A 19,809-nucleotide genomic window follows, 5' to 3' on the forward strand; every position below is an offset into this window, starting at 1 on the left:
CAAGCTGAAAAGATTAAAAAAGGTGAAATAAAAGTTCCTCAAAATGAAAAAGAATATAAAGAATTAAAGAAATAAAGAATTAAAGGACTATCCTATTAATAGGATAGTCCTTTTTACATTAGAGATATGAATAGAAACAAACGTGTTGAATATGTAGTATGACACTGAAAATATAGGATACAATATTTTAAATATAAATTGGAAATAATAAAAAATATAGATTATTAAAAAAAGACCTATTATTAAAAAAATTAAAAGATAACGACAAAATAAATTAAAAAATATATAAAGTATTTGTTATACATGCGAGGATTTAGTATAATTAAGATGCTGAGAATTAAAGCTAATTATTAAATAAGGAGGATAAGAAAGAGCGATGAATAATAGTAATGTTGATTACAGTCAAAAAGTTGTAGAAATGAAAAGTATCACTAAAATGTTCGGAAGCTTTATTGCGAATGATAATATAGACTTGACTGTACATAAAGGTGAAGTGCATGCTCTTTTAGGTGAAAATGGAGCAGGAAAATCTACTCTAATGAACATACTATATGGACTATATCATCCAACATCTGGAGAGATATATATAAATGAAAAGTTAGTAAAGATAGATAATCCTAATATTGCCATAGCTAACGGAATAGGAATGGTTCACCAGCACTTCATGTTAGTACAGCCATTCACAGTAGCTCAAAACATAATACTTGGAACTGAACCTACAAAAGGGCTTGGTGCTGTAGATATAAATAAAGCTATAAAAGACGTTAAAGATTTATCTGATAGATATGGTTTATACGTTGATCCTAATGCAAAGATAGAAGATATAACAGTAGGTATGCAACAAAGAGTTGAAATACTAAAGGCTTTATACAGAGGAGCAGAGATATTAATATTAGATGAACCTACAGCAGTCCTTACGCCACAAGAAATACAAGAACTTATGCAAATTATAAGAAATCTTACTAAAGAAGGCAAGTCTGTAATAATAATAACTCATAAACTAAAAGAAATAAAGGCAGCTGCTGATCATTGTACAATAATAAGAAGAGGAAAGTACATTGATACAGTTAAAGTTTCTGAAGTTAACGAAGATGATTTAGCGGCTATGATGGTAGGTAGAGAAGTAAACTTTAAAGTTGATAAAGTTGAAGCAAAGCCTAAAGAAATAGTTCTAGAAATAAAAGACTTATTAGTAAAAGACAATAGAAAAATATCTGTAGTAGATAATTTATCATTAGAAGTTAGAGCTGGTGAAATATTAGGAATCGCAGGTATAGATGGAAACGGGCAATCTGAATTAGTTGAAGCTTTAACAGGTCTTAGAAAAGCTGAGTCAGGAAGTGTCAAAATAAATGGAAAAGAACTTATAAATAAAGCTCCTAAAGATATATTTAAAAATGGAGTTAAGAATATACCAGAAGATAGACATAAAAGAGGATTAATATTAGATTTTAACGTAGCAGAAAATATAGTATTACAGAACTATAAGGATTCTAAATTCTCAAAAAATGGGATATTAAATAAAGAAGCAATTAATAAATATGCAGAAGGTATAGTAGAAAGATTTGATGTAAGACCTACAGATTATACAACTAAAGCAAGATCTTTATCTGGTGGGAATCAACAAAAAGTTATAATCGGTAGAGAAGTTGATAATATAGAAGTATCTAGAAATGCTACAGGAGAGCCACAACTATTAATAGCTACTCAACCTACAAGAGGACTGGACGTTGGAGCTATAGAATTCGTACATCAAGCATTAGTTAAACAAAGAGATGAAGGAAATGCAGTACTATTAGTATCTCTAGAATTAGATGAAGTAATGAATGTATCAGATAGGATAGCAGTAATTTATGAAGGTAAAATAGTAGGTATTATAGATGCGAAAGATGCTGAAGAAAATACTTTAGGATTTATGATGGCAGGAGGTAAGCATGATGAGTAGTAAAGCAAATAAGAAAAAAATCTCCTTAGCTGATAATGCGGTATTGTTTTCATTAATATCAATAGTATTAGGTTTATTAGTTGGTGCAATAGCATTAATAATAGCGGGCTTCAACCCAATTGAAGCGTATTCAGCAATGATACAAGGTGTATTTGGAAAGCCAAAGTTTATCGCCTGGACAATAATAAGATCTACTCCACTTATATTAACAGGTCTTTCTGTTGCGTTTGCATTTAAAACAGGACTATTTAATATAGGTGCAGAAGGACAATTCATAATGGGAGCCCTAGTTGCAACTATGGTCGGTGCAGGATTACAATTACCTGCAGTTATACATATACCTCTTACTCTTTTAATGGCAGGACTAGGTGGAGCCCTATGGGGTGGATTTGCAGGATGGTTAAAGTCTAAATTTGGAATAAATGAAGTTATAGCTACAATAATGCTCAATTGGATAGCATTCTATTTAAGTAACTTTATGATAAAGACTTCGTTCTTAGCTCAACCTAATAGTGAAGCTTCAATAGGAATAAATGAATCAGCAAGTATAGGTATTGACTGGTTAACAGGATTAGTTGGACCAGCAACTAAAGTTAACTGGGGGATAATTATATCTATAGTACTTGTTTTAATAATAGCATTCATACTATTTAAAACTACTCTAGGATTTGAATTAAGAGGAGTTGGATTTAATAAATTTGGTGCAGAATACGGTGGAATTAATGTTAATTCATCAATATTAAAATCTATGGCTATAGCTGGTTTATTAGCTGGTATAGCAGGAGCAATACAGGTAATGGGAGTGTCTAATAATATCACAATACTTGCGGCTCAAGAAGGTTATGGATTTGATGGTATAGCAGTTGCCTTAATAGCTAACAGTCATCCGATAGGAGTTATACTGTCAGGATTATTATTTGGTGCATTTAAGTATGGTGGAACTAAGATGCAAGCAATAGGTGCACCTTCAGAGGTAGTAAATATAGTTATAGGTTCTATAGTTTATTTTATTGCTTTAAGTAGTGTTTTAAGAATGCTATATTTAAAAATGAGAAATAAGAAAAATAAAGGGGGAAATGTATAATGGAAGATTTAGCACTAATTATTAGTACTACTTTAATGTACTCCACACCCCTTATATTTGCAGCATTAGGTGGAGTATTTTCAGAAAACTCAGGTGTAGTTAACCTAGGAATTGAAGGTATGATGACTATTGGTGCCTTTGCAGGTGCTGCTGCTGGGTGTATGTCAGGAAATCCATGGCTAGCATTTATAATCGGTGGATTAGCAGGTGGTTTATTTGCTTTAATACATGCAATAGCTACAGTAAGTTTTAATGCAGATCATACTATATCAGGGGTAGCGATAAATTTATTAGCTCCTGGGGTAGCATTATTTACATCTAAGATAATGTTTGATGGTGCAACAATGACACCAACAATACCATTAGAAAATAAAATACCAAGACCATTAAATGGTGTATTTCCATCAGGAAGTGTATTAGATACAATATTTAATGCATATGCAACAGTGTTCTTAGCTTTCATATTAGTGGGAGTTGTATACTATGTATTATACAAGACAAGATATGGTCTTAGGGTAAGAGCGGTTGGTGAACATCCAGGTGCAGCAGATACATTAGGAATAAATGTTGTTAGAACTAGATACTCAGCAGTTATAATATCGGGTATATTAGCAGGATTTGGTGGAGCGGCAATGAGTTTAGCTGTTGTTTCTTCATTCAGACCAACATTAATATCAGGTCAAGGATACATTGCTATAGCGGCAGTTATATTTGGTAAGTGGAGACCACAATGGGCAATGGTTGCTTGTTTACTATTTGGATTCTCTACATCTTTATCAGTATATTTTGGAAATCCAGAATTGCCATTTAGAATAAATGAAAATTTACTATCAATGATACCGTATGTAGTAACATTAGTAGTTTTAGTATTATTTGTTAAGAGTTCTAAGTCTCCGGCAGCTCTTGGAAATCCATACAAAAAAGGTGAAAGATAAAAAATGATAGCTTTGCTATCATTTTTTTTATGCTCATTTTTACTATAGATAATATTTTAAGATTGATTTAATTTATTATAAATAAAATTAAAGTGATAATGAATTTACCACTCATTTATAGGGGATACTAAAACTATACATCGTGGACAAAAAAATAACTTCAATAACACATTATAGTTCCTATAAAACTAGAAAGGAGCGATGAGTTTGACAAAAAAAGATATTCACTTAAGTTTATTACATAAAGACAAAACATGTGCAATAAATCTTTTAAATAATGAGAGAATAAGTAAAAAAATGATTTCAAATGACGATTTATTAGAAATTGTAATAAGCTCTGAAGGAAAGGAAAATATAAATGATGAAGAAATAGCACAAGAAATAACTAGTTTAATAGTAACCATAATGAAAGAGCAACTTCTAAAAGAATACATAATAAAAGAATATAGTGAAAATTATAAAGATGAGCAAGGGTATATATACAAAGGTTCTATTGAACTTTTTAATCAAAAAGAAGCTTTTATTAAAAAATCAGTATATATAAAGGTATATAATTACATATTGAATAATGATTATATAAATATAGAAGGGTTTGTCAAGTTTAGGATGAAAGAACTTGGTAAGTACATATCAGATGTAGTGGATGTAGCACTAGAGGAGTATTTAATAAAAAAAGATCAAGATGAATTTATAAGTGTATTAAAATATTTTATAGAAATACAAGAAGAAAAATTAGATTTATTAAAAGTACATATTAAAGAAGATAATTCATTTATACTATACGACAAAAATAATAATAAAATAGATAACATTGATGATGAAGAAATTATAAACATGGTAATACAAGAAAACTTAAATTATGAAGATTTTTTAATAAGTACATTACTTACCTTATGTCCTAAAAAAATAGAAATTTTAGATGATTTAAATAATAACTGCTCTATGGAAATAATAGATACTATAAAATCTATATTTGGAGATAGAGTAAGTAGTACTTATTCAAGTTGAAATATAGATATTACATATTGTTACATATTTAAAAAACCACTTTTTAAATTTGCATTTAAAGACTATAATTAAAATATAAAGAATTAGATTAACAAAAATTTAAAAGGAGATTTAAAATGAACAATATGCTAAAAATATTAATATTAGCGAGTATTGGCGGGTTAATAGGTTATATAACTAATGTTGTAGCAATTAAATTAATATTTAGGCCCATTGAACCTATCAAGATACCTTTTACAAATAAAGAAATAATAGGCTTAATACCTAAAAGAAGAGGTGAGATAGCTAATAATATTGGTGAAGTAATCGCTAAAGAATTTCTTACAATTGATGAAATATTAGAAAATGCAATTACAGAAGCTGATAAGGATGAATTAGTAGAGTACATAAATGTAAAAATTAAAACAATAGTAAATGAAAAAATGGCATTTGTTCCGAGTGCAATAAAAAGTATTGTATTAGGATATATATCAGAAGCACTAGAAGAAGAAATAAAAAAATGTATAAATGAATTAGAAGAGGATATAATAATAAAAGTAAATCAACGTATAGATATCCAACAAATGGTAGAGGACAAAATTAATGAGTTGGACTTATATTATTTAGAAGAAATAATAATTAAAATTGTAAAGAATGAACTAAAACATATAGAAATATTAGGTTTAGTTCTAGGATTTTTAATAGGTATAGTGCAAGGAGTTATAACAATACTCATATAATATATTGATACTTATATAAGTATCTGATATAATAAATTTAAACTATATAATAGCGAAGATAAGGAAGAGTAAAGTAGAAACAGTTTTCCAGAGAAGATGAGTCTAGGCTGTAAGCTCGTCTATATATGACTATTTGAAAACTACCTTTGAGCAGAACTTATTAGCATATTTTAATATGTGAAAGTGTTCGGTTGACTACCTTATAGTCATCAAGAGGATTATATTATAATCAACTTGGGTGGAACCGCGAATTAACACTCGTCCCAAAATATACATTTTGGGGCGAGTTTTTTTAATTTATAAATATAATATATAGAGGAGGCAAAATAATGATAAAAGTAACTTTAAAAGATGGATCTATAAGAGAATTTGAAAATGAAGTTTCTGTTATGGATATAGCAAAATCTATTAGTGAAGGCCTAGCTAGAGCTATTGTTGCAGCATCAGTAAATGGGGAAGTAGTAGGTTTAGATTATATAGTAAAGGAAGACAGTGAATTAAATCTATTTAAGTTTGAAGATTTAGAAGGTAAAGATGTATTTAGACATACTTCTGCACACATGTTAGCACAAGCTATAAAAAGATTATATCCAGATGCTAAATTTGCAATAGGGCCAAGCATAGAGAATGGATTCTACTATGATATAGACTTAGAGCATAGATTAACTTCTGAAGACCTAGAAAAAATAGAAAAAGAAATGAAAAAAATAGCTAAAGAAGATTTAGCAGTAGAAAGATTTGAATTACCAAAAGAAGAAGCTTTAAATTGGGCTAAAGAAAATGAAGAAATATACAAAGTTGAACTTATAGAAGCATTACCTGAAGGAGAAATAATATCTTTCTATAAGCAAGGAGACTTTACTGATTTATGTAGAGGACCACACCTACCTTCAACTAAGAAGGTTAAGGCAGTTAAGCTTTTAAGTGTAGCAGGTGCTTACTGGCGTGGAGACGAAAAGAATAAAATGCTTCAAAGAATATACGGTATATCATTTGAAAAGAACAAAGATTTAGAAGAGTATCTACACTTATTAGAAGAAGCTAAGAAGAGAGACCACAGAAAATTAGGTAAAGAGTTAGAATTATTCTTCATACCAGAAGAAGGTCCTGGATTCCCATTATTCTTAGCAAAAGGTATGGAACTTAAGAATGAATTATTAAAGTTCTGGAGAGAAGTACATAGAGCAGATGGATACGTAGAAATAGAAACTCCGATAATATTAAATCAAAAATTATGGGAGACTTCAGGTCACTGGTATCACTACAAAGAAAATATGTACACAGTTAAAATAGATGAGCAAGATTTTGCTATAAAGCCAATGAACTGCCCAGGTTCAATGTTATTCTATAACTCTAAGCCACATTCATATAGAGATTTCCCTATGAAGGTTGCTGAGTTAGGTAGAGTTCATAGACATGAGTTATCAGGAGCATTACATGGATTAATGAGAGTTAGAGCATTCACTCAAGATGATGCACATATATTCATGTTACCAGAGCAAATAAAAGAGCAAATAAAAGGTGTTGTAAACTTAATAGATAGCGTTTATAAGACATTTGGATTTGAATATCACTTAGAATTATCTACTAGACCAGAAGATTCAATGGGTACAGATGAAGAGTGGGAAACTGCTGAAAATGGTTTAAGAGAAGCTTTAGAAGAATTAAACTTACCATACAAGTTAAATGAAGGTGATGGAGCATTCTATGGTCCTAAGATAGACTTCCATTTAAGAGATTGTTTAGGAAGAACATGGCAATGTGGAACTATACAATTAGATATGCAATTACCACAAAGATTTGATATAAATTATATAGGTCAAGATGGTGAAAAGCATAGACCGGTTATGATACACAGAGTTGCATTTGGTAGTATAGAAAGATTCATAGGAATATTAATAGAGCACTATGCTGGTAAGTTCCCAGTTTGGATAGCTCCAACTCAAGTTAGAATACTTCCTATATCTGATAAGTACAATGATTATGCTAATGAAGTTAAAAAAGCTTTATTTGAAAAAGGAATAAGAGTAGAAATAGATGATAGAGCAGAAAAGACTGGATTTAAGATAAGAGAAGCACAACTTCAGAAAATACCATATATGTTAATAGTAGGTGAAAAAGAAGCTGCTGAAAACAAAGTATCTGTAAGATCTAGAGAAGATGGTGAAGTTGGAAGCTTAGATTTAAATGAATTTATGGCATCTGTAATAGAAGAAATAAATACTAGAAAAAATGTTGAATCAATATAGTTGAATACATATATAAACATACTAGATGTATATTTATATAAAAAATGTTGCTCGCCTAACAGTTAAGTAGGTTGGAGCAACATTTTTTTATATTAATTTACATATTCCTTCTTTATTAGAGTTTTTAGCTCTTCGTGTGTCATAGTTTCCTTATCAAATAAATGTTTAGAAATTACATGTAAATCATTTATATTAGTCTTTAATAAGTTAAAAGTTTCTTGATAACACTTTTCTACTATATCATTAGCTTCTTTTTGAATTCTTTCTGACATAAATGATTTAGAATTACCATCTAAAGTCATAAAACCTAAATTACTCATACCATATTCACAAACCATTTGATTTGCTATATCTGTGACTTTTTTTAGGTCATCTTTTGCACCTGTAGATTTGTGATTAAAAATCAATTCCTCAGATGCTTTGCCAGCTAACAATACTTTAACTTTTCCCATTAATTCATCTTTAGTATAAATGTATCTATCTTCGTCAGGTAATTGTAATACATAACCTAAAGCTTGTCCCCTAGGAATAATAGAAACTTTTTGAATAGGGCATATACCAATGATATCACTAACTAGTGCATGTCCAGCTTCGTGATAAGACACTATTTTCTTTTCTTTTTCAATTAGAACTGAATTTTTAGATTCTAAACCAGCGATAACTCTTTCAAGTGCTCTATCAAAATGAATAGAGGTAATGACTTCGCTATTATCCCTTACTGCAAAGATAGCAGCTTCATTAGCTATATTTGCAAGATGTGCACCATTAAATCCATGAGTTTTTTTAGCTAAAGTCTCTAGATTAACAGAACTATCTATTGGTTTGTTATTAGTGTGAACCTTTAATATTTCAAATCTAGTATGATAATTTGGCGAACCTATATGAATATGTCTGTCAAATCTTCCAGGTCTAAGTAAAGCTTCATCTAATAAATCTAATCTATTTGTAGCGCCTACTATTATTACATTGGAATCTTTATTAAAGCCATCCATTTCAACTAAGAGCTGGTTCAAAGTTTGATCTTTTTCATTATTACTTTCTAAATGTCTTTTAGCACCGATAGCATCTATTTCATCTATAAAGATTATGCTAGGAGCTTCTTTTCTGGCTTTTTCAAACAAAGTACGAACTCTTTTAGCGCCAACACCTACATATTTTTCTACAAACTCAGAGCCTGTAACATTAAAGAAGGATGAATTTGTTTCACCAGCTACAGCAGAGGCTAATAAAGTTTTACCAGTACCAGGGGGACCATAAAATAGAACTCCCTTAGGTATTTTTGCACCCATTTTTTGATATTTGTCTGGAGACTTCATAAAGTCTACAATCTCAAATAGTTCTTCTTTTATTTCGTCTAATCCTGCCACGTCATAAAAGGTAGTTTTTGGCTTAGTTGAATGAGCATCTTCTGGTGGATTTTCTTTTTCCATTTTAGTTTGGACAAATACTGGAACAGGTTTATTTATTTTCTTTAAAAAATTGTCTAACATTTTCATAGCCATACACCTCGGATAATAAAAATATTCTTGCTTTATATTTTCCATAGTTGTTAAAAATTATTATTTAAATTTTTCCAAAAGCATACTATGGGAAGATATTATATATTTAAGTATAACCATATGTGTATTAAATCATTACCATATTGAGGATATAGAACAAAAAAATAAATATTGAAAATTTAAAATAAAAATTAGAGAGATTGGCTAAGAATATAAACATAAAATAAGCTTAAATAGTAATTAAACATAAAAAAAGACAAATTAATAAAAAAACATAAAAAAATAGTTGCAATAATAATTAAAAGATGATATATTATATGGAGTAACTAATGAAAAAACAAAGAAGAAGCCCGCTTCTCACCTTACGACGAAAGTTGTTAGTGTAAATAAGTTAAAATTCTTATGTTTAGTAAGAATTATTTAGATGTGTTAACTTATGAAGCGGATGATTAAAGTCATTCGTTTTTTATTTTATATAAAAATTTGGAGGTGTCCTACCATTAGCAAAGAATTAGCAATCAATGAAAAAATAAGAGATAAAGAGATAAGAGTTATCTCAGAAAAAGGTGAGCAACTTGGAATATTACCAACAAAAGAAGCTCAAGAAATGGCTAATAGCAAAAACATAGATTTAGTAATGATATCACCTAATGCTCAACCACCAGTGTGCAAAATAATGGATTATGGGAAGTACAAGTATGAGCAAGCTAGAAAAGAAAAAGAATCTAAGAAAAAACAAAAAATTGTAAGTATAAAAGAAGTTAGATTAAGACCAGGTATAGAAGAAAATGACTTAAACACTAAGGCTAATAACGCTATAAAGTTCCTTAAAAAAGGAGACAAAGTTAAAGTGGAACTTAGATTCAGAGGTAGAGAACTAGGCCACAAAGACCTTGGTAAAGTAGTTATGCTTAAGTTTATAGATATAGTAAAAGAGTTTGGAGAACCAACTAAAGCCCCAGCTTTTGAGGGTAATAATATGGTTGTAATGATAGATCCAAAAAAATAGATGATTAACTGAGAGGAGGAACTTAACATGCCTAAAATGAAAACTCATAGAGGTGCTGCTAAAAGATTCAAGAAGACTGGAACTGGAAAGTTAAAGAGAGCTAAGGCTTTCAGAAGACATATATTAACTAAGAAAGCTGCTAAAACAAAAATGCAATTAAGAAAGTCTGGAATAGTAAGTGCAGGAGATGCTAGAAGAATAGCACAATTATTACCATACTAAGAATCAGACTAAAATTAGATAAATAAACAATAAAAGAGGAAAACAAAGGAGGTCACGACGATGGCAAGAGTTAAAAAAGCTATGAACGCTCGTAAGAAACATAAAAAAGTATTAAAACTTGCAAAAGGATTTATAGGAGCTAGAAGCAAATTATATAGACCGGCAAATACATTCGTAATGAAGGCTTTAAAGAATGCATATATAGGAAGAAAGTTAAAGAAGAGAGACTTCAGAAAACTTTGGATACAAAGAATAAATGCAGGAACTAGAGCTAATGGATTATCATACTCAAGATTCATGAACGGATTAAAATTAGCAGGTGTTGAAGTAAACAGAAAAATGTTAGCTGAAATGGCTATACATGATGCTGAAGGTTTTGCTAAATTAGTAGAAGTTGCTAAATCTAAATTAGCTTAATAATATAAGAAATAATATTTTATTATAGATAAAGTCTTTGAATTTTAATTCAAAGACTTTTTATTATACCCATTATAAAATTAAAAGCACTTTTATACTAATGAGTAGTATTAGAATAAAAAATAATATAATAATAGAGTATGGGTAAAATTATAAATTAAAGTAGTATTATACTAAGTAACAGTAATAAAATAAACTATTTAGAACGTTGTTTTTAAATATATTTTAGAATATAATAAAGTGATACTTAGAAATAGACAAAGAGTATGTATTGACCTAGAAAGGAGGGTTATTTTGGGATGCGAGAAATTGGCAGAAAAATTTCCATGGTTATAAACAAAATGCAGCCTACTCAGATAATGGTGATAGGATTTGCTATGGTCATTTTAATGGGAAGTATTTTATTGAATCTACCTATAGCCACACAAAGTGGAGAACAAATAGGATTTTTAGATGCGATGTTTACATCCACATCGGCGGTATGTGTTACTGGATTAGTTGCTGTAGATACAGCTACATATTGGAGTATCTTCGGGCAAGTTGTTATAATAACTTTAATACAAATTGGTGGATTAGGGTTTATGACAATAACGACTTTGTTTGCACTTATAGCTAAGAAAAAGATAAGATTAAGAGAAAGATTATTAATACAAGAATCTTTAAATCAAGTAGATTTATCAGGACTAGTAAAGTTAACAAGGTATGTACTTCTTACAACGTTGATTATAGAAGGAATAGGAGCGATACTTTTATCGACGGTGTTTATTCCTCAATTTGGCCTAGGAAGAGGTATTTGGTACAGTGTATTCCATGCTATATCAGCATTTTGCAATGCAGGATTTGATTTAATGGGATCGGTAAGTGGACCATTTTCATCTTTAACATCATATGTAAACAGTTTTACAGTTACTATTACTATTTCATTGCTAATAATATTGGGTGGATTAGGATTCCCAGTAATACTTGATGTTATTAAGCAAAAAAAATATTCTAAATTAAACCTACATTCAAAAGTAGTATTAATGACAACTGCTATTCTAATAATAGTAGGAATGATATTTATACTTTTAGTAGAATCAAAAAATCCAGAAACTTTAGGTAAACTTGGTATAGGAGGCAAATTATTAGCATCTTTATTCCAATCAGTTACAACTAGAACCGCTGGATTTAATACAATAGATTTAACAATAATGCATCAAAGTAGTATTTTTGTAATGATAATTTTAATGTTTATAGGAGCCTCGCCAGCATCAACTGGAGGAGGTATAAAAACAACTACCTTAGCTACTTTAATACTTACAGTAAAAGCATTTATATTAGGAAAACAAGATATAGAAATTTATAAAAGAAGAATTGACCCATTGACGATAAGAAAGTCTTTAGGTATATTTTTCATGGGTGTAGCGGTAGTAGTATTTGGGACATTAATAATATCTCTAACAGATAGTGATTTCACTTTAGTTGAAGCTGGGTATGAGGTAGTATCAGCATTTGCCACAGTAGGTTGTACTATAGGAGGTAGCCCGAATCTAAGTAGCTTAGGTAAAGTATTTATAATGTTATTTATGTTTATGGGAAGAGTAGGTTCTCTAACTATATTTATGGCAATTGCATCTAGAGGAATTAAAAAGAATCCTCCGATTAGATATCCAGAAGGTAAAATAATAGTTGGATAAAATTAATAATTATAGAAGGAGCACATATGGAAAGGAAGAAGATTATGAAGCAATATATAGTAATAGGATGTGGAAGATTTGGAGCTTCAGTGGCTACCACGATGCATCTATTAGGTCATCAAGTAATGGCAATAGATAAAAGTGAAGAGATAGTTCAAAATATAGCAGACAAAGTTACTCATGCAGCCATAGTTGATGTTACAGATGAACAATCATTAAGATCATTAGGATTAGGAAATTTTGATGTAGCAATAATATCAATAGGATCAGATATAAGAGCATCTATAATGGCAACTCTTATAGCTAAGGAAATGGGAGTATCTCAAATAGTATGTAAAGCTAAAGACGAGTTACAAGCAAAAGTTCTTTATAAAATAGGGGCAGACAGAGTAGTATTCCCTGAAAGAGATATGGGAGTTAGAGTTGCTCATAATTTAGTTTCAGATAATATACTTGACCATATAGAATTAGATCCAGAATATTCAATAGTAGAAATTGTGACACCTAGTAATTGGATAGGTAGGACACTAGTAGAGTTAGAATTGAGAGCTAGATATGAAATAACTGTACTTGCTATAAAAACTGGAAAAATTATAAATGTTACTCCAGCTCCAGATGAAGAACTTAAACCAGGTAGTATTTTAGTAGTAATTGGACAAAATGCTAGTATAAGTAATATTACATCAGAAAATAATGATTCAAATAGGAGAAAATAGCTATGGCTATAATGATAACATCTAAAGATAATGAGAAAATTAAATACACAAAATCATTATTAAAAACAAAAAATAGGAATAAAGAGTCAAAATTTATAATAGAAGGATACAGAATTTTAACGCTGGCAATAGAATGTAGTTCAAAATTAGAATATGTATTTATAAATGAGGACTTTGAAAATAAAGAGGAACATGTTGATTTTGTAAACATCTTAAAAAATAAAAATATAAAAGTATATAAAACTACGAATAAAATATTTAATGAGTTAATAGATACAGAAGCTACTCAAGGTATCTTAGGAGTGGTTGAATTTAAACCAAGAAGTTTAGATGAAAATTTAAGTGAGAAGCATAGCTTTGTATTAATATTAGATAGAATACAAGACCCAGGAAACATGGGCACTATAATAAGAACCGCAGATGCAGCAGGAGTAGATGCTATAATTGCATTAAAGGGATGTGTTGATATATATAATCCTAAAGTTATTAGATCTACAATGGGTTCTATATTTGATATGAATATAATTCATGCTACTCAAGAAGAAGCAGTAAGATTGCTTAAATTAAAAAACTTTGATATAGTATCGAGCTATTTGGATACAAATAATTTTTACAATACAGTAGAATACAATTACAAGACAGCCTTAGTTATAGGAAATGAAGCTAATGGAATAAATGATGAATTAGTATCAAAATCAGATGTATTGGTTAAAATACCTATATATGGCAATGCTGAATCATTAAATGCAGCAGTAAGTTCTGCTATACTAATGTATGAAATAAAAAAATACTTAGTATAATATATTGTAAATATTAAGACTAATGTGATATAATATTGTATCGAATTATATAAAAATACAGTGAAAGAGAAAAGTATTTTGATTTAACTTAGTTCAGAGATAAGTACATAGGCTGAGAGTACTTTCTAAGAATTCAAAAGAAGTTCCCTCTGGAGTATTAAAGCTGAAATTATAGTAGGCTTTAACGTCAAAACGCGTTAAGTTTATTTGAGGTGGTTTAATAGTTTATAATTATTAGACTACTAGGGTGGTACCGCGAAATAATAGCCTTTCGTCCCTAGATAGGGATGAAGGGTTTTTTTACGTACACAGAAACGTTATTAACTATAAAATAGTAGATAAATTATTGAAAGGGTGATAATAGTGCAAGAAAAATTGCTTAATTTAAAAGAAGCTGCTTTAAACGAAATTAAAGATATGTCGACTATAGAAGCTGTAGAAAGCCTAAGAGTTAAGTATTTAGGTAAAAAAGGTGAAATAACTTCAATACTTAAAGAAATGGGTAAACTATCAGCTGAGGAAAGACCAGTAATGGGTAAAGTTGCTAATGAAGTTAGAGAAGCATTAGAAGGAAGCATAAATTCTAAAAAAGAAGAATTAAAATTAATAGAAAAACAAAGAAAATTAGCTGAAGAAGTAATAGATGTTACTATGCCAGCTAAACAATTTACAGTAGGTAAAAAACATCCGATAAGTCAAATAATAGATGAAGTAACTGATATATTTGTAGGAATGGGATTCTCAATAGCAGAAGGTCCAGAAGTTGAAACTATAGAAAATAACTTTGATGCATTAAATGCACCAAAAGACCATCCATCAAGAGATATGAGTGATACATTCTACATAAATGATGATTTATTACTTAGAACTCAAACTTCTCCAGTTCAAGTTAGAACTATGAAGAAAGAAGAATTACCAATAAAAGTAATAGCTCCAGGAAGATGTTTCAGATTTGATTCACCAGATGCTACACATTCACCAATGTTCCATCAAATAGAAGGGCTTGTAGTAGGAACTAATGTTACTATGGCGGAGTTAAAAGGAACACTAGATATGTTCGTTAAGAAATTATTTGGAGAGCATACAAAAACTAAATTTAGACCACATAACTTCCCATTCACAGAACCAAGTGCAGAAGTAGACGTTACTTGCTTTAAGTGTCAAGGTGAAGGTTGCCAAATGTGCAAAGGCGAAGGTTGGATAGAAATATTAGGAGCAGGTATGGTACATCCAAATGTACTTAGAAACTGTGGAATAGACCCAGAAAAATATAGCGGATTTGCATTTGGTATGGGTGTAGATAGAATTACAATGCTTAAGTATGAAATAGATGATATAAGATTATTATTCGAAAATGATATGAGATTTTTAAATCAATTTTAATTAGGAGGGATTTAAATGTTAGTACCTTTAAAATGGCTTAGAGACTATGTTGATATAGATATGGATACAAAAGAGTTCGCTGACAAAATGACAATGACAGGAACTAAAGTTGAGAAAGTAGATTTCTATGGAACTGATATAGAAAAAGTAGAAGTAGGAAAAATATTAGAAATAGAAAAACATCCAGATGCAGACAAATTAGTTGTGACAAAGGTTGATGTTGGTCAAGAAGTAATACAAATAGTTACTGGAGCAACAAACATAAATGTAGGTGACTACATACCAGTTGCAAGAGTAGGAGCTAAATTACCTGGCGGAATAAAAATCAAAAAGGGTAAATTAAGAGGAATAGTTTCAGAAGGAATGATGTGTTCATCTGATGAACTAGGAATAGACGCTCAATATGTAGAAGAGTACAAAAAAGATGGAATATATATATTAGATCACGAAGAGTCTTATGAATTAGGAAAAGACGCTAGAGAAGTATTAGGTATAAATGATGCTTTAATAGAATTTGAATTAACTTCAAATAGACCTGATTGTAGATCTATAATAGGAATAGCAAGAGAAGCTGCTGTTACTATAGGACAAAAAATAAAATACCCAGAAATAAAAGTTAATGAGTGTGAGGAAAATATAGATTTTGATATAGTTATTGAAAATGAACAACTTTGCAATAGATATGCTGCAAGAGTAGTAAAGGATATAAAAATAGCACCATCACCATACTGGATGCAAAGAAAGCTTATAGAAGCTGGTGTTAGACCAATAAACAACATAGTAGATATAACTAATTACGTTATGTTAGAAATGGGTCAACCACTGCATGCATTTGACTTAAATGATGTAGCTACTGGAAAAATAGTAGTAAGAAATGCATCAGAAGGTGAAAAATTCACTACTTTAGATAATGTAGAAAGAAAATTAGATAAAGATATGTTAGTAATAACAAATGGTGAAAAATCACTTGCATTAGCAGGAGTAATGGGTGGAGCTAATTCAGAAATAAAAAATGATACAAAAGCTATACTTATAGAAAGTGCAAACTTTAGTTCAGAAAATGTAAGAGCAACTTCTAAAAAAATTGGTCTTAGAACAGAAGCTTCTGCTAGATACGAAAAAGGAATTACTCCAGAAATTTGTGAAGCAGCAGCTAATAGAGCTTGTCAATTAATAGAAATGTTAGGCGCTGGTAGAGTATTGGGTGGAGTAGTAGATGTATATTCAGTAAAACCAGAAACTAAAAAAATAGTTGTAAATCCAAATAGAATAAATGCTTTATTAGGAGTAGATGTTCCTATGAATCAATTCGTAGAAATATTAGAATCTCTAGAATTTAAATGTGATTTACAAGCTAGTGATAAATTAGAAATAGAAGTTCCGAACTTTAGATTAGATATGGAAGAAGACTATGATGTATTAGAAGAAATAGCTAGAATCTATGGATATGAAAATATACCAACAGCTCAATTAGAAGGAAATGCTACAGCTGGAGTTAAAACTCCTAAGCAAAAATTTGTTGAAACTTTAAAACATAATGCTATAGCTTTAGGATTAAATGAAATACTAACTTATTCATTTGTAAGCCCTAGAGGAGTAGAGAAAATAAATGTTCCTGAAGATGATTCAAGAAGAGATTTTGTTAAATTAATAAATCCATTAGGTGAAGAAACTTCAGTAATGAGAACTACATTAATACCAAATATGTTAGAAGTATTAGCTACAAATGTAGCTCATAAAGTAGAAAAAGCAGCGGCTTTTGAATGTGGTCATATATTTACACCACAAGATGGTTTACCAATAGAAACTAGCTATATGTCAATTGGTATGTACGACAAAGAAGTAGACTTCTTCGTTTTAAAAGGAATGGTTGAAACTCTACTTAATAATGCAGGATTAAAGGGATATGAAATAGAACCAGAAACTACTAATTCTACATTCCATCCTGGAAGATGTGCAAAAATAGTGTATAATAATATATATATAGGTACTTTTGGAGAATTACATCCTGATGTTATAGAAAACTACAATTTAGGCCAAAGAGTATATGTTTCTGAAATAAATATTGATGCAGTATTTGGAAATATAAATACTAAAAAGATATATACTCCATTAGCAAAATACCCATCTACATCTAGAGATATAGCTCTAATAGTTAAAGATGAGGTACTAGTAAAGCAAATAGAAGATATAATAAAAGCTAATGCAGGTGGCTTAGTAGAAAGCTACAAGTTATTTGATGTATACAAAGGTTCTCAAATAGAAGAAGGACATAAGTCTATAGCATACTCTATAACATACAGAAGTGCTGAAAAGACTTTAACTGATGAAGATGTAGCAAAAGTACATGAGAAGATATTAAGTGAGCTAAGTGAAAAACTAAACGCAAACTTAAGATCAAACTAACTAACGTAAGGGGCGTGTTAGTATGAATAAGGTTATGGTAAGAATTAATGGGGCTGAATATCCAATGGTTGGAGAAAAATCAGAAAGACATATGTTAAGTGTAGCGTCATATGTAGACAAAGAACTTACAAAGATAATAGAATCTAACTCAAAGTTAAGTTCTTCAATGGCGGCGATATTAGCAGCAATAAATATAGCAGATATATTTTTTGAATGCTCTGACTCTAACGAAGAATTAATGAAAGAAAATGAAGATTTAAAGAAAAAAGTTGGGTTATCAGATGGTGAATCTAAATTAGAGATTAAAAAATTACAATTACTATTGCAAGACAGAGAAAAAGAAGAAGCGAACTATAAAACAAAAATGGAAGAGCTAAATAAAGAAATAGAATCTCAAAAAAGTAAAATTATTGAATTAGAAAAAGCTGCACAAGGTTCTAATGAAGAATTAGAAAACTATAAGTCTCAAATAGAAGAACTTAAGAAAGACTTAAGTAACGCTGAAGAAAAGGCTAATATAGCAGAGCAATTAACTTCTAAATTCCAGAATGATGCTTACAAAGTTCAATTAGAAAAGATTGAACTTGAAAATGAGGTTAAAGCTCTTAGAGTAAAGAGATAAGTAGAAAAATTAAGCCTTCAGGGAGAACCTGAAGGTTTTAATTTTTATAATTAGGATAATATAAGAATAATTAGAAATAGTCCTTAAAGGAGGAATTTATGAAAGAAATAGAATTATTAGCCCCTGTGGGATCTTTTGAAGCCCTAAAAGCAGCAGTTCAAAATGGAGCTAATGCAGTATATCTAGGAGGAAAAGATTTTAGCGCTAGGGCATCAGCAAACAATTTTGATAGAGATGAATTAAAACAAGCAGTAAGATATGCTCATATAAGAGGGGTTCAAGTTTTTGTAACAGCGAATACCTTAATAAAACAAAATGAAATATATGATTTTGTAGAGTATGCGAAGTTTTTATATGATATAGATGTAGATGCAATAATATTACAAGATATAGGTATGGCAAAACTTCTAAAAAAAGAATTACCAGATTTTGAACTACACGCAAGTACTCAAATGGTAGCTCATTCTTTAGAAGATGTTAGATATTTAGAATCTGTAGGTTTTGACAGAGTGGTTTTAGCAAGAGAAGTTCATATAGATGAAATTAAATATATCTGTGAGAATTGCAAGGCAGATATTGAAGTATTTGTTCATGGAGCACTTTGTGTATCTTATTCGGGACAATGTTTAATGAGTAGTATGATAGGGAATAGATCAGGCAACAGAGGTAGATGTGCACAACCTTGTAGACAAAAATATGAACTTATAGATATAAATACAGGGGAAGTAATGGACACTGATGGGCAGTATTTATTAAGCCCTAGAGATTTAAATACTATAGAAGAAGTAGATAAGTTAATAGATGCAGGTATCAATTCTTTAAAAATCGAAGGAAGAATGAAAAGACCAGAATATGTGGCAACAGTTATAGGTAGCTACAAAGCTGCAATAAATGAGTACCAATCTAGTAAAAAACTAAACGTATCTAATGAAACTATGAGTAACTTATACACTATATTTAATAGAAAGTTTACTAAGGGGCTTTTATTAGGTGAAGTAGGTAAAGATATGATGAACTCAGAAATACCTAACAACCAAGGATTATATATAGGAAAAGTATTAGAACATAATAAAAGAAGTAAAAGACTTAAAATAATGCTTGAAAACACTCTTAAAAAAG

General features: G+C 30.0%; 17 protein-coding genes and 2 other annotated features. Of the genes, 16 read left to right on the forward strand and 1 reads right to left on the reverse strand.

The features are described from left to right. Positions 1-376: 376 nt before the first annotated feature. The 6 genes from ACRC03_RS14375 (at position 377) to thrS (ending at position 7,940) form a co-directional block, all read left to right on the forward strand. The gene (locus tag ACRC03_RS14375) at positions 377-1,945 is read left to right on the forward strand and encodes an ABC transporter ATP-binding protein (protein ID WP_438653275.1); all 1,569 of its coding nucleotides are present in this window, start codon (positions 377-379) and stop codon (positions 1,943-1,945) included. Further along, positions 1,935-3,029 carry an ABC transporter permease gene (locus ACRC03_RS14380; protein WP_438653276.1) on the forward strand — a complete coding sequence of 365 codons (1,095 nt, stop codon included), beginning with the start codon at positions 1,935-1,937 and terminating at the stop codon, positions 3,027-3,029. Before ACRC03_RS14375 ends, ACRC03_RS14380 begins: the two co-directional genes overlap by 11 nt. Next, the gene (locus ACRC03_RS14385; protein WP_438653277.1) at positions 3,029-3,964 is read left to right on the forward strand and encodes an ABC transporter permease; all 936 of its coding nucleotides are present in this window, start codon (positions 3,029-3,031) and stop codon (positions 3,962-3,964) included. Before ACRC03_RS14380 ends, ACRC03_RS14385 begins: the two co-directional genes overlap by 1 nt. A 207-nt stretch (positions 3,965-4,171) precedes the next feature. Continuing rightward, complete coding sequence (locus tag ACRC03_RS14390) at positions 4,172-4,972, forward strand: putative sporulation protein YtxC (protein WP_438653278.1); 801 nt, start codon at positions 4,172-4,174, stop codon at positions 4,970-4,972. 116 nt (positions 4,973-5,088) lie between these two features. After that, positions 5,089-5,691, forward strand: coding sequence for a DUF445 domain-containing protein (locus ACRC03_RS14395; RefSeq protein WP_438653279.1), 603 nt, complete (start codon positions 5,089-5,091; stop codon positions 5,689-5,691). A gap of 46 nt (positions 5,692-5,737) precedes the next feature. Further along, positions 5,738-5,960, forward strand: a binding site (T-box leader). Positions 5,961-6,020: 60 nt separating this feature from the next. Next, positions 6,021-7,940, forward strand: a complete 1,920-nt coding sequence (gene thrS / locus ACRC03_RS14400) for a threonine--tRNA ligase (protein ID WP_438653280.1) — start codon at positions 6,021-6,023, stop codon at positions 7,938-7,940. A gap of 92 nt (positions 7,941-8,032) precedes the next feature. Here the strand turns inward: thrS and ACRC03_RS14405 are convergent, their stop codons facing one another. Further along, positions 8,033-9,436: an ATP-dependent metallopeptidase FtsH/Yme1/Tma family protein gene (locus ACRC03_RS14405; RefSeq protein WP_438653281.1), complete on the reverse strand. Its 1,404-nt coding sequence runs from the start codon at positions 9,434-9,436 to the stop codon at positions 8,033-8,035. Between the two features lie 448 nt (positions 9,437-9,884). Here ACRC03_RS14405 and infC point away from each other — a divergent pair, with 448 nt between their 5' ends. The 10 genes from infC to ACRC03_RS14455 all read left to right on the forward strand — a co-directional run. Beyond that, positions 9,885-10,448: a translation initiation factor IF-3 gene (gene infC / locus ACRC03_RS14410; protein ID WP_438653290.1), complete on the forward strand. Its 564-nt coding sequence runs from the start codon at positions 9,885-9,887 to the stop codon at positions 10,446-10,448. Between the two features lie 27 nt (positions 10,449-10,475). Beyond that, positions 10,476-10,670, forward strand: a complete 195-nt coding sequence (gene rpmI / locus ACRC03_RS14415) for a 50S ribosomal protein L35 (protein ID WP_284133516.1) — start codon at positions 10,476-10,478, stop codon at positions 10,668-10,670. Positions 10,671-10,730: 60 nt separating this feature from the next. Beyond that, the gene (rplT, locus tag ACRC03_RS14420) at positions 10,731-11,087 is read left to right on the forward strand and encodes a 50S ribosomal protein L20 (RefSeq protein WP_438653282.1); all 357 of its coding nucleotides are present in this window, start codon (positions 10,731-10,733) and stop codon (positions 11,085-11,087) included. A 299-nt stretch (positions 11,088-11,386) separates the two neighbouring features. Further along, positions 11,387-12,763, forward strand: coding sequence for a TrkH family potassium uptake protein (locus ACRC03_RS14425; protein ID WP_438653283.1), 1,377 nt, complete (start codon positions 11,387-11,389; stop codon positions 12,761-12,763). A gap of 44 nt (positions 12,764-12,807) precedes the next feature. Continuing rightward, positions 12,808-13,479 (forward strand): potassium channel family protein, encoded by a 672-nt coding sequence (locus ACRC03_RS14430; protein ID WP_438653284.1) that lies wholly within the window; start codon positions 12,808-12,810, stop codon positions 13,477-13,479. Between the two features lie 2 nt (positions 13,480-13,481). Beyond that, positions 13,482-14,279 (forward strand): TrmH family RNA methyltransferase, encoded by a 798-nt coding sequence (locus tag ACRC03_RS14435; protein WP_438653285.1) that lies wholly within the window; start codon positions 13,482-13,484, stop codon positions 14,277-14,279. Positions 14,280-14,330: 51 nt separating this feature from the next. Continuing rightward, positions 14,331-14,561 (forward strand) — a binding site (T-box leader). Between the two features lie 81 nt (positions 14,562-14,642). After that, complete coding sequence (pheS, locus tag ACRC03_RS14440; protein ID WP_438653286.1) at positions 14,643-15,662, forward strand: phenylalanine--tRNA ligase subunit alpha; 1,020 nt, start codon at positions 14,643-14,645, stop codon at positions 15,660-15,662. 15 nt (positions 15,663-15,677) lie between these two features. Continuing rightward, positions 15,678-18,068, forward strand: coding sequence for a phenylalanine--tRNA ligase subunit beta (gene pheT / locus ACRC03_RS14445; RefSeq protein WP_438653287.1), 2,391 nt, complete (start codon positions 15,678-15,680; stop codon positions 18,066-18,068). A 22-nt stretch (positions 18,069-18,090) separates the two neighbouring features. Continuing rightward, positions 18,091-18,690: a cell division protein ZapA gene (gene zapA / locus ACRC03_RS14450; RefSeq protein WP_438653288.1), complete on the forward strand. Its 600-nt coding sequence runs from the start codon at positions 18,091-18,093 to the stop codon at positions 18,688-18,690. 98 nt (positions 18,691-18,788) lie between these two features. Continuing rightward, positions 18,789-19,809, forward strand: a 1,021-nt coding sequence (locus ACRC03_RS14455; RefSeq protein ID WP_438653289.1) for a peptidase U32 family protein, incomplete at its 3' end; no start/stop codon positions are given.

The organism is Romboutsia sp. (assembly GCF_051659545.1).
Lineage (GTDB): Bacteria > Bacillota > Clostridia > Peptostreptococcales > Peptostreptococcaceae > JBOFOR01.